Source organism: Streptomyces sp. AK010 (assembly GCF_014207295.1).
GTDB classification, from domain to species: Bacteria; Actinomycetota; Actinomycetes; order Streptomycetales; family Streptomycetaceae; genus Streptomyces; species Streptomyces massasporeus.
This window is the reverse complement of the sequence record NZ_JACHCX010000004.1, coordinates 235,830-250,396: the sequence shown is the minus strand read 5'-3', so window position 1 is coordinate 250,396 and position 14,567 is coordinate 235,830. Positions and strand designations below refer to the sequence as shown.

The following is a 14,567-nucleotide window of genomic DNA, read 5'->3' as shown; positions in this document are numbered from 1 at the left end:
AGAGTGTGTAACGGGCATATGCGAGCCCGGCGCGCACACGGTGTGTGAAGGCAGTGGGCCCGGCACCTCTTCGGGTGCCGGGCCCACTGATTGGCCGAAATCTGACCGTCCGTAATCGGCCTCGATCGGCGGTCAGGCGTACGTGTAGAAGCCCGAGCCCGTCTTGCGGCCCAGCCGGCCCGCGTCGACCATGCGCTGCAGGAGCGGGGGAGCGGCGTACAGCGGCTCCTTGTACTCCTCGTACATGGACTGGGCGACCGAGGCGACCGTGTCCAGGCCGATCAGGTCGGAGAGCTTCAGGGGGCCCATCGGGTGGGCGCAGCCCATCTCCATGCCGTTGTCGATGTCCTCGCGGCTGGCGATGCCCGTCTCGAACATCCGGATCGCGGAGAGCAGATACGGGATCAGCAGCGCGTTGACCACGAAGCCGGAGCGGTCCTGGGCGCGGATGGCGTGCTTGCCGAGCAGCTTCTCGGTGAACAGCTGCGCGCGGCTGATCGTGCCCTCGGACGTGGTGAGCGCCGGGATCAGCTCGACGAGCTTCTGCACCGGTGCCGGGTTGAAGAAGTGGATACCGATGACCTGGTCGGGCCGCGAGGTCGCCACCGCGAGCTTCACCAGCGGGATCGAGGAGGTGTTGGAGGCCAGGATCGCGTCGGGCCGGGTCACGACCTGGTCGAGCACCTGGAAGATCTCGGTCTTGACCTGCTCGTTCTCGACTACGGCCTCGATCACCAGGTCACGGTCGGCGAACTCGCCGAGGTCCGTGGTGAAGCTCAGGCGGGCCAGCGTGGCCTCCTGCTCCTCCTCGGTGATCTTGCCGCGCTCGGCTGCCTTGGCCAGGGAGGTGAACAGCCGGGTGCGGCCGATCTCCAGGGCCTCGCCGGTGGTCTCGGCGACCATGACGTCCAGGCCGGCCCGGGCGCACACCTCGGCGATGCCCGCGCCCATCTGACCGCAGCCCACGACTCCGACGCGTGCAATGTCTCCCGCTGGGATGTCCGTCACATCGTCCCTTTCGCTGCTGATCCACGTCCGGGCAGGCTCGCCGGGTCCCGGCGCCTGCTCCGTTCGAGCACGTTACTCCGAAGTATCGATGATCGATCGCGGGGGTCGGGTCCGCTTCGGGCATGCTGGCCCCGGAGCGATCCGCGACCGGGCGGATCCGCGGCTTTCTGGGGCATGCGGATGGGACGAGTCTCACGCAGGGCGTTCGCGGTGGCGGCGCTGTCGGCTTTCACGATGACGCCTCGGGCGTCGGCCGCGACCGGGCACGGTGGCGGGGCGGCGGACTCCGAGATGCGGGGCGTCTGGATCGCGTCCGTGGCCAACCGCGACTGGCCCTCGAAATCCGGGCTGACCGCCTCGCAGCAGCGCGCCGAACTGCTCACCCATCTCGACACGGCGGCCGACAACCGCCTCAACACCGTGTTCTTCCAGGTCCGGCCCACGGCGGACGCTATGTGGCCTTCGCCGTACGAGCCCTGGTCGCAGTACCTCACCGGTACCCAGGGCAAGGACCCCGGCTGGGATCCGCTGGGCACGGCCGTCGAGGAGGCCCATGCCCGGGGGCTTCGGCTGCACGCCTGGTTCAACCCGTACCGGATCGCCGTGCACGCCGACCCGTCCCGCCTGGCCGCCTCCCACCCCGCCCGCGAGAACCCCCGCTGGGTGGTGACGTACGGCGGGAAGCTCTTCTACAACCCGGGGCTGCCCGAGGTCCGCGCCTTCGTCGAGGACGCGATGCTCGACGCGGTGGCGAAGTACCCCGTGGACGGCGTCCACTTCGACGACTACTTCTACCCGTACCCCGTGGCCGGGCAGACCTTCGACGACGACGCCGCCTACGACGAGCACGGCGGCGGCTACCCGGACCGGGCCGCCTGGCGCCGGGACAACATCGACTCGCTGGTGCGGGAGACCGCGGACCGCGTCAAGGAGGTCCGGCCGGGCGCCCGCTTCGGCATCAGCCCCTTCGGCGTGTGGCGCAACGCCGGGACCGACCCGCTCGGCTCGGACACCAAGGCGGGTGTGGAGACGTACGACGATCTGCACGCGGACACCCGGAAGTGGGTGCGCGAGGGCTGGATCGACTACATCGTCCCGCAGCTGTACTGGAACATCGGCTTCGCCGCCGCCGACTACGCGAAGCTGGTGCCCTGGTGGGCGGAGGTCGCGCGCGGCAGCTCGACGCAGCTCTACGTGGGGGAGGCCTTGTACAAGGCCGGCGATCCGGCGCAGCCCGCGGCGTGGCAGCAGACGGGCGAGCTGTCCCGGCACCTGACGCTGGCCGGGGAGCACGCACAGGTGCGCGGGCACGTCTACTTCGCCGCCAAGGACGTGGCGGCCGACCGGATCGGGGCGATGGCGCGGGTCGTCGCCGACCACTACGGGCAGCCGGCGCCGCCCCCGCGCTGAGTCATGGCCCGGTGGTGGTCTCCCGGTGCCGGATCTCGGTGTCGGGTCCCGGGGAGCACACGCCCTCGTGCCCGTCCTCGAACCGGACGCGGTACGGGGGGTCGCCCTCCTGGCCGAGCACTTCGACGATCTCGCCGACCTTGTCGTGCTGACCGACCACCCTGCCGTGCTGGACAAGCTGGTCGCCCACGGTTGCGCGCATCTGGGGCCTCCTCACGAGGTGCGGAGCCACGGTCCGTGGCCTCCGAGTCTACGGCGGGGGGCGCCTGCCGGCAGGGGCCGTGCGCCGTCCCGCTCAGCCGCGTGATCGCTGTGTGACGGCGATGCAGACCAGCACCGCCGCGGCCGTCAGCGGGGTGGCGACCGTGAGGTGCTCGCCCAGCAGCAGCACCGACCACACCAGTGTGAGCAGCGGCTGGGCGAGCTGCAACTGGCTGGCCTTGGGGATGCCGATGGCCGCCATGCCGCGGTACCAGACGACCAGCCCGACGAACTGCGAGCCCGCCGCGACCCACAGCAGGCCGGTGACGCTGTGCGCGGTCAGCCGTACGGGTTCGTGCGTCAGGGCGAGCGCGGCGACCGGCACGGTCAGCGGCAGGCACAGCACCAGCGCCCAGCCGATCACCTGCCAGCCCGGCATGATCCGGGCCAGCCGGCCGCCCTCGGTGTAGCCGGCCGCGCAGACCAGCAGCGCGGCGAAGAGGTAGAGGTCGGCGGTGGTCAGGGCGCCGCCGCTCTGCTGCACGGTGAAGGCCAGCACCGCCGCCGCGCCCGCCAGGGCCGCGACCCAGAAGGTGCGCGAGGGCCGGGTGCCGACGCGCAGTGCGGAGAAGAGCGCGGTGGTCAGCGGAAGCAGTCCGACCACGACGGCGGCGTGCGCGGTGGTGGACGTCTCCAGCGCCAGCGTGGTCAGCAGGGGGAAGCCGAGGACGACACCGGCCCCGACCACCGCGAGCCCCACCCAGTGCCGGCGGGCGGGCAGCGGCACGCGCAGGGCCAGCAGACAGCCGCCCGCGATCACCGCTGCCAGAACGCTCCGCACGGCGACCAGCGACCAGGGCCCGAAGCCCTCCAGCCCCCAGGCGGTGGCCGGGAACGTGAGGGAGAAGGCGACGACGCCGAGGGCGGCCTGGAGGGTGCCGAAGCCGGGAGGCTCCGGTTCCGAGCCGGCGACCGTTATCGAAGGGGCGGAAGTAGCGCTACTCTGTGCTCTCATGCAAGAGCGTAGCAGTGTAGGTGAACTGGCGGAACGGCTGAAGCGGGAGCTCGACCGCTACTCTCCCGGTGGAAAGCTGCCGTCGAGCCGGGCTCTGGTGGAGCGGTTCCGGGTGAGCCCCGTGACGGTGTCGCGGGCCCTGGCCCAGCTCGCCGCGGAGGGTCTCGTGGTCACCCGGCCCGGGGCGGGCGCGTTCCGCGCACCGGCCCGGACCGCACCGGCCCCTGCCGGGGACACCTCCTGGCAGGAGGTCGCCCTCAGCGCCGACGGCGCGGCCGACCTCGTCCCACGCTCGGTCGACGCCTCCGGGGTGCTGGTGTCGCTGGCCGCCCCGCCGCCCGGCGTGATCGAGTTCAACGGCGGCTATCTGCACCCGTCGTTGCAGCCTGAGCGGGCGATGGCAGCGTCCCTCTCGCGGGCCGGGCGGCGTCCCGGTGCCTGGGGGCGCCCGCCCATGGAGGGGCTGCCGGAGCTGCGCGAGTGGTTCGCACGCGGCATCGGCGGGTCGTTCACCGCCGCCGAAGTGCTGGTCACCGCGGGCGGGCAGTCCGCGCTCACCACCGCCCTGCGCGCCCTCGCCCCGCCCGGCGCCCCCGTCCTGGTCGAGTCGCCCACCTACCCCGGCATGCTCGCCATCGCCCGGGCCGCCGGTCTGCGCCCGGTGCCGGTCCCGGTGGACGCCGACGGCGTGAAACCGGCGCTGCTCGCCGACGCCTTCCGCGCCACCGGAGCCCCGGCCTTCGTCTGCCAGCCGCTCTTCCAGAACCCCACCGGCGCGGTGCTCGCGCCCGGGCGGCGCGCCGAGGTGCTGCGCATCGCCCGCGAGGCGGGCGCGTTCGTCGTCGAGGACGACTTCGTGCGCAGGCTCGTGCACGAGGACGCCGGGCCCCTGCCGCGCCCGCTGGCCGCCGACGACCCCGACGGCGTCGTCGTCCACGTCTGCTCGCTGACCAAGGCGACCTCGCCGAGCTTCCGGGTGAGCGCCCTGGCCGCGCGCGGGCCGGTGCTGGAGAGGCTGCGCGCCATCCAGGTCGTCGACACGTTCTTCGTGCCGCGCCCGCTCCAGGAGGCCGCACTCGAACTCGTCGGCTCGCCCGCCTGGCCGCGTCATCTGCGAGCCGTCTCCGCGGAGTTGAAGACCCGGCGGGACGCGATGACCGGCGCGCTCGCCCTGCACCTGCCGGAGCTGGCCCTGCCGCACGTCCCCTCCGGCGGCTACCACCTGTGGCCCCGCCTGCCCGACGGCACGGACGAGTCCGCCCTGACCTCCGCGGCCCTGCGCGCCGGCGTCGCCCTCACACCCGGCCGCCCGTACTTCAGCGCCGAACCCCCGGCCGCGCACCTGCGGCTCAGCTTCGCGGCGGTCGCCGGGACCGGAGAGATCGCGGAGGGCGTACGACGGCTGCGCAGGGCCTGCGACGAGGTGCTCGGACAACCGCTCGACGCCCCTGCGGGCGGACTGCGAGCATCGCGGACATGACCGACACGCCGAGCCTCCCCGAGGGCTATGAGATCTCCACCGACCCCGGCCGCGTCGACCGCGCGCGCGTGCACCACTGGCTGTCCACCGACGCGTACTGGGCGCTGGGGCGTTCGAGGGAGAAGCAGGACCGGGCGATCGAGGGCTCGCTCAACTTCGGCGTCCACGAGACCGTGTCGGGGGAGCAGGTCGCGTACGCCCGGGTGATCACCGACCGGGCGACCTTCGGGTGGCTGTGCGACGTGTACGTCGATCCGTCGGTGCGCGGCAAGGGCGTCGGCAGCGCGCTCGTGGCCGCCGTACGGGACGAGATGCGGCAGTACGGGGTGCGGCGCGTCCTCCTCGCCACGCACGACGCGCACGGGGTGTACGCGAAACTCGGGTTCGCGCAGCTGGAACGGCCCGAGCACTGGATGGCGCTCGTCTTCGGCCAGTGAAGGCCGGCACACCCTCGGTAACTCGTAGGTAACACCTCTTGACCTGCGCACATGCTGCGCCCACGATCCCTGCATGCCACTTCGGGTCACGTTCGTCGCCTCCGCACGCAGCTCTCCGCTGCTCGCCGAGCGTTTCGAGGACGACCGGCCGCTGGACCAGGCCGGCTGGGGGGAGGTGGAGCGCCTCGCCCAGGAGCTGCTGCCGCTCGCCGCGGCCGAACTGCGCTACTGCTCGCCGACTCCGCGCAGCCGGTCCACGGGGGAGGGGCTCGGGTACGCGCCGCTGGTCCAGCTGGGCCTGCGCGACTGCGACATGGGCCGGTGGCGTGGGCTGACCCTCGGCGAGGCGATGGCCCGGGAACCGGACGCCGTGGACGCCTGGCTCACCGACCCCCACGCCACACCGCACGGCGGCGAGTCGCTCGTCGACTTCATCACCCGCGTCGGCGGCTGGCTCGACACCCGGCCTGTCGAGGACGGCTGCCGGGTGGTGGCGGTGGCCGAGCCGTCCGTGATCCGGGCCGCCCTGGTGTACGCCCTGAAGGCACCGCCCTCGACGTACTGGAACATCGACGTCCGCCCGCTGTCGACGACCGCCGTGACGGGCCGGGCGGGTCGCTGGAACCTGCGCCTCGACGGGGCGTCCGCTCAGCCCTCGCGCGCGTAGTCGGTCCGCAGGACCAGGTCCTTGGCGGGGCCGCCGACGCGCCACACGGTCCGCCAGCGGTCGGAGTCGTGGACGGTGAACTCGCCGCGGTAGAGGTCCGCCGCACAGGGATGGTCGGCGACATGCCGGCCGGACGTCAGATCGAGGTCGTGGAACGGCCGCCCGTCGGCGAACCGCACCTGCGCCGTGCCGCCCGGGCCTCGCAGGAACCGCAGCGTCCGCTCGGCGGGCCGGGCGACGCCCTGCCAGACGAAGGTGCCCGACTCGTGGTGCAGCAGCCCGCCGGTCTCCCGTGCGCCGAGGCCGGTGGCCCCGTCGGGCAGCGGGACGAACTCGGTCACACCGGTGAACTCGCCTTCCGTGCCGCTCGCGAGATCCCGCACCGACCGTGACACCCGCCAGCGTCCGGCCAGATACGCCAGTGCGTCCGGCACTGGCCAGAACTCGCCCATCCTGCCCCGCTCTCCGTTCCCACCGTTCCTGCGCGACCCATTGACGCGCATCCGCCCCCTCCCTATCTTGCCGTTCGAAGTTCTGATCAATGTCTGATATTTCGAACACTCCTCTACCAGAGAGCCGCGGAGTATCCATGCCACGCACTGCCGCCCGCACCCGATGGAGACTGGGTCTCACGGCCACCGCCCTCCTGACGGCAGCAGCCCTCGTACCGGCCCCCGCGCAGGCCGAGGGCGCCACCGACTACGCGATCACCGTCGACCCGTCCGCCCAGGGCGCGAAGATCGACGACACGATGTACGGCGTCTTCTTCGAGGACATCAACCGGGCCGCCGACGGCGGTCTGTACGCCGAGCTCGTGCAGAACCGATCCTTCGAGTACTCCACCGCCGACAACGGCTCCTACACGCCCCTGACCTCCTGGTCGGTGGGCGGCACGGCCCAGGTCGTCGACGACTCCGGGCGGCTCAACGAACGCAACCGCAACTACCTCTCCCTGGGCGCCGGTTCGTCCGTCACGAACTCCGGCTACAACACCGGCATCAGGGTCGAGCAGGGCAAGCGCTACGACTTCTCCGTGTGGGCCCGCGCCGCGAGCGGCAGCACGCTCACCGTCTCGCTGAAGGACGCCGCGGGCAGCCTCGCCACCGCCCGCCAGGTCGCCGTGAAGGGCGGCTGGGCCAAGTACAAGGCCACCTTCACGGCGACCCGCACCAGCAACCGCGGCCGGCTCGCCGTCGCCTCGGCGGAGGCCGCCGCGCTCGACGAGGTGTCGCTCTTCCCGCGCGAGACCTACAAGAACCAGCCGAACGGCCTGCGCAAGGACCTCGCCGAGAAGATCGCGGCCCTGAAGCCGGGTTTCGTGCGCTTCCCCGGCGGCTGCCTGGTCAACACCGGCTCCATGGAGGACTACAGCGAGGCCTCGAACTGGCAGCGCAAGCGCAGCTACCAGTGGAAGGACACCGTAGGCCCGGTCGAGGAGCGCGCCACCAACGCCAACTTCTGGGGCTACAACCAGAGCTACGGCCTCGGCTACTACGAGTACTTCCGCTTCTCCGAGGACATCGGCGCCATGCCGCTGCCCGTCGTCCCCGCCCTGGTGACCGGCTGCGGCCAGAACAAGGCCACCGACAACGAGGCGCTGCTCAAGCGGCACATCCAGGACACCCTCGATCTCATCGAGTTCGCGGGCGGCCCCGCGACCTCGAAGTGGGGCAAGGTCCGCGCCCGGATGGGCCACCCCGAGCCCTTCCGCCTGACCCACATCGGGGTCGGCAACGAGGAGAACCTCCCCAAGGAGTTCTTCGCCCGCTTCGAGCGGTTCCGGGCCGCCATCAAGGCGAAGTACCCGGACATCACCGTCATCTCCAACTCGGGCCCGGACGACGCCGGCGCGACCTTCGACACCGCCTGGCAGCTGAACCGCGAGGGCAAGGTCGACATGGTCGACGAGCACTACTACAACAGCCCGAACTGGTTCCTGCAGAACAACGACCGCTACGACTCCTACGACCGCAAGGGTCCCAAGGTCTTCCTCGGCGAGTACGCCTCGCAGGGCAACGCCTGGAAGAACGGCCTCTCCGAAGCCGCCTTCATGACCGGCCTGGAGCGCAACGCGGACGTCGTCAAGCTTGCCTCCTACGCCCCGCTGCTCGCCAACGAGGACTACGTCCAGTGGCGGCCGGACATGATCTGGTTCAACAACCGGGCCTCCTGGAACTCGGCCAACTACGAGGTCCAGAAGCTGTTCATGAACAACGTCGGCGACCGCGTGGTCCCCTCCCGGGCCACCGGGACCCCGGATGTCAGCGGTCCCATCACCGGCGCCGTCGGCCTGTCGACGTGGGCGACCAGCGCCGCGTACGACGACGTGTCGGTCACCTCCGCCGACGGCTCGACCCTGTTCGGCGACGACTTCTCCGGTGACGCCTCGAAGTGGAAGCACGCCGGCACCGGCAGCTGGAGCATCCAGGACGGGGCCTACGTCCAGACCGACACCGCCGCCGAGAACACCATGGTCACGGCGGGCGACCCGGCCTGGAGGGACTACGACCTGCATGTGAAGGCCACCAAGAAGTCCGGCAAGGAGGGCTTCCTCGTCGCCTTCGGCGTCAAGGACACCGGCAACTACTACTGGTGGAACCTGGGCGGCTGGAACAACACCCAGTCCGCGATCGAGCAGGCCGTGGACGGCGGCAAGGGCACCCTGATGACGAAGGCCGGGTCGATCGAGACCGGCCGGGCCTACGACATCGACATCAAGGTGCGCGGCCGCCAGGTCGCCCTGTTCCTCGACGGCAAGGAGTGGGGCAGTTTCGAGGACGACAAGCCGGCCGAGCCGTTCCGTCAGGTCGTCACCAAGGACGCCCGGACCGGGGACCTGATCGTCAAGGTCGTCAACGCCCGGCCGGCCGAGGCCCGTACGGCCGTCGACCTCGGTGGCGCCAAGGTCGCCTCCACGGCCCGCGTCACCACGCTGGCCGCCGACGAGACGGCCGTGAACACCGAGACGGACACGCCGGTGACGCCGGTGACGTCCACCGTCCGGGGCGTGGCCGAGAAGTTCACGTACACCTTCCCGGCGAACTCGGTGACGTTCCTGCGGATCAAGCAGAGGTAGGAGCCGCCCGAGTGGGCCGCCGTCCCCGGACGGTGGCCCACCTCCGCGGGAGGGCAGCCCCGGTGGTCACCCGCGCGACGTCCACGCCCGTGCTCACCCCCGCGAAGTCCACCCCGGGAGCGTCTGCAGCACCCGCTCCGCGACGCGCACAGCAGCACCGCGTCGTCCGGCACGACTCCGCCCGCGCGCCACAACGCGTTTCGCGCTCTTCATGGGCACGTCGTTCTCCTCGGCCATGTCCCCCACCGGCCGTGATCCCCTGAAATGTGCCCGCGGACCTTACCCTGCGGTCATGGTCAGGACAAAGCCGGTTTCCCGAGTCGCCGTTCCGGCCGCCGCACCGCTCATGCACGGGATTGCATAAACGTGCAGAGAAACGTATAGTCATGCCCTCTAAGGAGGAGGATCCATGGCGGTACGAGCGGCAGTGGCCGGAGCGAGTGGGTACGCGGGCGGGGAACTGCTCCGTCTGCTCCTGGCACACCCCGAGGTCGAGATCGGCGCCCTGACCGGTAACTCGAACGCGGGACAGAGTCTCGGTGCGCTCCAGCCGCACCTGCTGCCCCTGGCCGGCCGGGTGCTCCAGGAGACCACCCCGGACGTCCTCGCCGGTCACGACGTCGTCTTCCTCGCCCTGCCGCACGGGCAGTCCGCCGCCGTCGCCGAGCAGCTCGGCCCGGACGTGCTCGTCGTCGACATGGGCGCCGACTTCCGGCTGACCGACGCCGCCGCCTGGGAGCGGTTCTACGGCTCCCCGCACGCCGGAACCTGGCCCTACGGCCTTCCCGAACTGCCGGGTGCCCGCGCCGCGCTGGAGGGGTCCAAGCGCGTCGCGGTGCCCGGTTGCTACCCCACCGCCGTCTCCCTCGCCCTCTTCCCGGCGTACGCGGCGGGCCTGGCCGAACCCGAGGCCGTGATCGTCGCCGCGTCCGGCACGTCCGGCGCGGGCAAGGCGCCCAAGCCGCACCTGCTCGGCAGCGAGGTCATGGGCTCGATGTCCCCCTACGGCGTCGGCGGCGGGCACCGGCACACCCCCGAGATCACCCAGAACCTCAGCGCGGCGGCGGGGGAGACCGTCTCCGTGTCCTTCACGCCGACCCTCGCGCCGATGCCCCGCGGCATCCTCGCCACGTGCAGCGCCAAGGCCGCCGGCGGCGTCACGGGCGAGTCCCTGCGCGCCGTCTACGAGAAGGCCTTCGCCGACGAGCCGTTCGTGCACCTGCTCCCCGAGGGCCAGTGGCCCGCCACGGCGTCCGTCCACGGTTCGAACGCCGTTCACGTGCAGGTCGCGTACGACGCGGACGCCGGCCGGATCATCGTGATCAGCGCCATCGACAACCTCACCAAGGGCACCGCGGGCGGTGCCGTCCAGAGCATGAACATCGCCCTGGGGCTCGACGAGACCACCGGACTGACGACGATCGGAGTTGCGCCGTGAGTGTGACGGCAGCAAAGGGATTCACGGCGGCGGGCATCGCCGCCGGGATCAAGGAGAACGGCAACCCCGACCTGGCCCTCGTGGTCAACACCGGCCCCCGCCGCGCCGCCGCGGGCGTGTTCACCTCCAACCGCGTGAAGGCCGCGCCGGTCCTGTGGTCCGAGCAGGTGCTGAAGAGCGGCCAGGTGTCCGCCGTCGTCCTCAACTCCGGTGGCGCCAACGCCTGCACGGGGCCGAAGGGCTTCCAGGACGCGCACGCCACGGCCGAGAAGGTCGCCGAGGTCCTCGGCCGCGGTGCCATCGAGGTGGCCGTCTGCTCGACCGGCCTCATCGGCCTCCTGCTCCCCATGGACAAACTGCTCCCGGGCATCGAGACGGCCGCCGGATCCCTGAGCGAGCACGGCGGTGAGAAGGCCGCCATCGCCATCAAGACCACCGACACCGTCCACAAGACGTCCGTCGTCACCAAGGACGGCTGGACCGTCGGCGGCATGGCCAAGGGCGCGGGCATGCTCGCCCCCGGCCTCGCCACCATGCTCGTCGTCCTCACCACCGACGCGGCCCTGGAGAGCGACGTCCTCGACCGGGCCCTGCGCGCGGCCACCCGCACGACCTTCGACCGGGTCGACTCCGACGGCTGCATGTCCACCAACGACACCGTGCTGCTGCTCGCCTCCGGCTCCGCCGAAGTCACCCCGGAGTACGAGGAGTTCGCCGAGGCCGTACGGCAGGTCTGCGACGACCTCGGCCAGCAGCTCATCCGGGACGCCGAGGGCGCCAGCAAGGACATCAAGGTCGAGGTGATCAACGCCGAAACCGAGGACGACGCCGTCGAGGTGGGCCGCTCCATCGCCCGCAACAACCTCCTCAAGTGCGCCGTCCACGGCGAGGACCCCAACTGGGGCCGCGTGCTCTCCGCGATCGGCACGACGAGCGCCGCCTTCGAGCCCGACCGGCTGAACGTCGCCATCAACGGCGTCTGGGTCTGCAAGAACGGCGGCGTCGGAGAGGACCGCGACAAGGTCGACATGCGCTACCGCGAGGTGCACATCGTCGCCGACCTCGCCGCCGGGTCCGAGACCGCCACCATCTGGACCAACGACCTCACCGCCGACTACGTCCACGAGAACAGCGCGTACTCGTCATGAGCAGTGGAGCCACGCGCAAGCACACCGCGCTGCCCAAGGCGCAGATCCTCATCGAGGCCCTGCCCTGGCTGGTCCGGCACAACGGCAAGACGGTCGTCATCAAGTTCGGCGGCAACGCCATGATCGACGAGGACCTCAAGGCCGCCTTCGCCCAGGACGTGGTGTTCCTGCACCACGCCGGCCTCAAGCCCGTCGTCGTGCACGGCGGCGGCCCGCAGATCAGCGCCGCCCTCGACCAGCACGGCATCGTCAGCGAGTTCAAGGCGGGCCTGAGGGTGACCACCGAGGACGCCATGGACGTCGTACGGATGGTGCTGGCCGGGCAGGTCCAGCGCGAACTGGTCGGGCTGCTCAACCAGCACGGACCCCTCGCCGTCGGCCTGACCGGCGAGGACGCGCACACCATCACCGCCACCAAGCACCAGCCCGAGATCGACGGCGAGCTGGTCGACATCGGGCGCGTGGGCGAGATCACCGCGATCGACACGGGCGCCATCGAGGCCCTGCTCGCCGACGGCCGCATCCCGGTCGTCTCGTCGATCGCCCGCTCCCAGGACGACGGACATGTCTACAACGTCAATGCTGATACGGCGGCTGCGGCACTCGCTGCTGCACTGGGCGCCGAAACCCTCATGGTCCTCACGGACGTCGAGGGCCTCTACGAGGACTGGCCGCACAGCGACGAGGTGATCAGCCGCCTCACCGCCGCCGAACTGGAACGGCTGCTGCCGGACCTGTCGTCCGGCATGGTGCCGAAGATGGAGGGCTGCCTGCACGCCGTACGCAACGGCGTCACCACCGCCCGCGTCATCGACGGCCGGGTCCAGCACTCGATCCTGCTGGAGATCTTCACCGACGAGGGCATCGGCACGATGGTCGTGCCCGACGAGCCAGAGGGGGAAGCCGTATGACCGTCCATCAGGAGTACGCCGAGCGGTGGCAGGGCGCACTCATGAACAACTACGGCACCCCGCTGCTGCCCCTGGCACGCGGCGAGGGCACCCGCGTGTGGGACGCCGACGGCACCTCCTACCTCGACTTCGTCGGCGGCATCGCCACCAACGCCCTCGGCCACGCCCACCCGGCCGTCGTCGAGGCCGTCACCCGGCAGATCGGCTCCCTCGGCCACATCTCCAACTTCTTCATGGCCGAGCCCACCGTCGCCCTCGCCGAACGGCTGCTGCGCCTCTTCGGCCGGGACGGCAAGGTCTTCTTCTGCAACTCCGGCGCCGAGGCCAACGAGGCCGCCTTCAAGATCGGGCGGCTGACCGGCCGGACCCACATCGTCGCCACCGAGGGCGCCTTCCACGGGCGGACCATGGGCGCCCTGGCCCTGACCGGCCAGGCCGGCAAGCGCGAACCGTTCCTGCCGCTGCCCGGCGACGTCACGCACGTGCCGTTCGGCGACGCGCAGGCGCTGGCCGCCGCGGTCACCGACGAGACCGCGCTCGTCGTCCTGGAGCCGATCCAGGGCGAGCTCGGCGTCGTCGTCCCGCCCGCCGGCTACCTCAAGGCCGCCCGGGCCATCACTGCGGCGAACGGGGCGCTGCTCGTCCTCGACGAGGTGCAGACCGGCATCGGCCGGACCGGGAACTGGTTCGAGTACCAGGCCCACGAGGGCGTCCTGCCCGACGTCGTCACCCTCGCCAAGCAGCTCGGCGGCGGACTGCCGCTCGGCGCGACCGTCGCCTTCGGACGGGCCGCCGACCTGCTCCAGCCCGGCCAGCACGGTACGACGTTCGGCGGCAACCCCGTCGCCTGCGCCGCCGGGCTCGCCGTCATCGACACCATCGAGAACGAGGGGTTGCTGGAGAACGTCAAGCGGCAGAGCGAGAGGTTGCGGGACGGAATCGAGGGCCTCGGCCATCCGTTGATCGATTTGGTCCGGGGTACGGGACTGCTCCTGGGTATCGTGCTCACCGAGCCGCTCGCGCCCCAGGTGCGCCAGGCGGCTCAGGAGGCCGGATTCCTGGTGAACGTGCCCGCCCCCGACGTCGTCAGGCTGATGCCGCCGCTGAACCTCGGCGACGACGAGGTGGACGCGCTTCTCGGGGCGCTGCCCGGCATCCTCCAGGCAGTGAGCGGGGACGGACGATCCGGGGAATGAGACGACGATGAGCCAGGCGCAGGACCACGAGCAGCCGGGGGCGAACGGGCCCGCCGTGCCGCAGACCCGCACCGCCCGCCACCGCCGGATCGTGGACATCCTCAACCGGCAGCCGGTCCGCTCGCAGAGCCAGCTGGCGAAGCTGCTCGCCGATGACGGGCTGAGCGTCACGCAGGCGACGCTCAGCCGGGACCTCGACGAGCTGAACGCGGTGAAGATCCGCAACGACGACGGCGATCTGATCTACGCGGTGCCCAGCGAGGGCGGGTTCCGCACGCCCCGGGCGCCGCTGGGCGGGTCGGCGAAGGAGGAGCGGATGCGGCGGCTCTCGCAGGAGTTGCTGATCTCCGCGGAGGCTTCGGCGAACCTCGTGGTCCTGCGGACCCCTCCGGGGGCAGCGCAGTTCCTGGCCTCGGCCATCGATCAGGCCGAGCTGCACGACATCCTCGGGACGATCGCGGGTGACGACACGCTGATGCTGATCAGCAGGAACCCTGATGGGGGGCAGGCGCTGGCGGACCATCTGCTGAGGCTGGCGCAGAACGGGCACGCGACGTAGGGGTGCGGGTGGGGGGTGTGT

At 71.4% G+C, this 14,567-nt stretch carries 14 protein-coding genes; 10 read left to right on the top strand and 4 right to left on the bottom strand.

Going from position 1 to position 14,567, the window contains the following annotated elements:
* Positions 1–132: 132 nt before the first annotated feature.
* Positions 133–1,008 (bottom strand): 3-hydroxybutyryl-CoA dehydrogenase, encoded by an 876-nt coding sequence (locus tag HDC93_RS09950; protein WP_185009286.1) that lies wholly within the window; start codon positions 1,006–1,008, stop codon positions 133–135.
* A 180-nt stretch (positions 1,009–1,188) separates the two neighbouring features.
* On the opposite strand from HDC93_RS09950, the gene HDC93_RS09945 reads away from it, so the two are divergent.
* The gene (locus tag HDC93_RS09945; RefSeq protein ID WP_185009284.1) at positions 1,189–2,418 is read left to right on the top strand and encodes a glycoside hydrolase family 10 protein; all 1,230 of its coding nucleotides are present in this window, start codon (positions 1,189–1,191) and stop codon (positions 2,416–2,418) included.
* Between the two features lies 1 nt (position 2,419).
* Here the strand turns inward: HDC93_RS09945 and HDC93_RS09940 are convergent, their stop codons facing one another.
* Entirely contained in the window at positions 2,420–2,620 is a 201-nt protein-coding gene (locus HDC93_RS09940) for a DUF1918 domain-containing protein (protein ID WP_185009281.1), read from the bottom strand.
* Between the two features lie 93 nt (positions 2,621–2,713).
* Entirely contained in the window at positions 2,714–3,634 is a 921-nt protein-coding gene (locus tag HDC93_RS09935) for a DMT family transporter (RefSeq protein WP_185009279.1), read from the bottom strand.
* Here HDC93_RS09935 and HDC93_RS09930 point away from each other — a divergent pair.
* The 3 genes from HDC93_RS09930 (at position 3,633) to HDC93_RS09920 (ending at position 6,218) form a co-directional block, all read left to right on the top strand.
* Entirely contained in the window at positions 3,633–5,114 is a 1,482-nt protein-coding gene (locus tag HDC93_RS09930; protein WP_185009276.1) for a PLP-dependent aminotransferase family protein, read from the top strand. The two genes, HDC93_RS09935 and HDC93_RS09930, sit on opposite strands and share 2 nt — an antisense overlap.
* Positions 5,111–5,551 (top strand): GNAT family N-acetyltransferase, encoded by a 441-nt coding sequence (locus tag HDC93_RS09925; RefSeq protein ID WP_185009275.1) that lies wholly within the window; start codon positions 5,111–5,113, stop codon positions 5,549–5,551. The genes HDC93_RS09930 and HDC93_RS09925 overlap by 4 nt, the downstream gene beginning before the upstream one ends.
* Positions 5,552–5,624: 73 nt before the next feature.
* Positions 5,625–6,218 (top strand): histidine phosphatase family protein, encoded by a 594-nt coding sequence (locus HDC93_RS09920; RefSeq protein WP_185009273.1) that lies wholly within the window; start codon positions 5,625–5,627, stop codon positions 6,216–6,218.
* Here the strand turns inward: HDC93_RS09920 and HDC93_RS09915 are convergent.
* A complete protein-coding gene (locus HDC93_RS09915; protein ID WP_185009271.1) occupies positions 6,200–6,670 on the bottom strand; it encodes a DUF6314 family protein in 471 nt (156 codons plus the stop codon). The genes HDC93_RS09920 and HDC93_RS09915 overlap by 19 nt on opposite strands.
* 137 nt (positions 6,671–6,807) lie before the next feature.
* Between HDC93_RS09915 and HDC93_RS09910 the strand changes: the two genes are divergently transcribed.
* The 6 genes from HDC93_RS09910 to HDC93_RS09885 all read left to right on the top strand — a co-directional run bounded on the left by HDC93_RS09910 (position 6,808) and on the right by HDC93_RS09885 (position 14,546).
* Positions 6,808–9,294, top strand: coding sequence for an alpha-L-arabinofuranosidase C-terminal domain-containing protein (locus tag HDC93_RS09910; protein WP_185009268.1), 2,487 nt, complete (start codon positions 6,808–6,810; stop codon positions 9,292–9,294).
* Between the two features lie 409 nt (positions 9,295–9,703).
* Complete coding sequence (argC, locus tag HDC93_RS09905; RefSeq protein WP_185009266.1) at positions 9,704–10,732, top strand: N-acetyl-gamma-glutamyl-phosphate reductase; 1,029 nt, start codon at positions 9,704–9,706, stop codon at positions 10,730–10,732.
* Entirely contained in the window at positions 10,729–11,880 is a 1,152-nt protein-coding gene (gene argJ, locus HDC93_RS09900) for a bifunctional glutamate N-acetyltransferase/amino-acid acetyltransferase ArgJ (RefSeq protein WP_185009264.1), read from the top strand. The genes argC and argJ overlap by 4 nt, the downstream gene beginning before the upstream one ends.
* On the top strand, positions 11,877–12,791 hold the full coding sequence (gene argB, locus HDC93_RS09895) for an acetylglutamate kinase (protein WP_185009262.1): 915 nt from the start codon (positions 11,877–11,879) through the stop codon (positions 12,789–12,791). The genes argJ and argB overlap by 4 nt, the downstream gene beginning before the upstream one ends.
* Positions 12,788–13,987, top strand: coding sequence for an acetylornithine transaminase (locus tag HDC93_RS09890; RefSeq protein WP_185009260.1), 1,200 nt, complete (start codon positions 12,788–12,790; stop codon positions 13,985–13,987). The genes argB and HDC93_RS09890 overlap by 4 nt, the downstream gene beginning before the upstream one ends.
* Positions 13,988–13,994: 7 nt before the next feature.
* Complete coding sequence (locus tag HDC93_RS09885; RefSeq protein WP_185009258.1) at positions 13,995–14,546, top strand: arginine repressor; 552 nt, start codon at positions 13,995–13,997, stop codon at positions 14,544–14,546.
* Positions 14,547–14,567 lie beyond the last annotated feature (21 nt).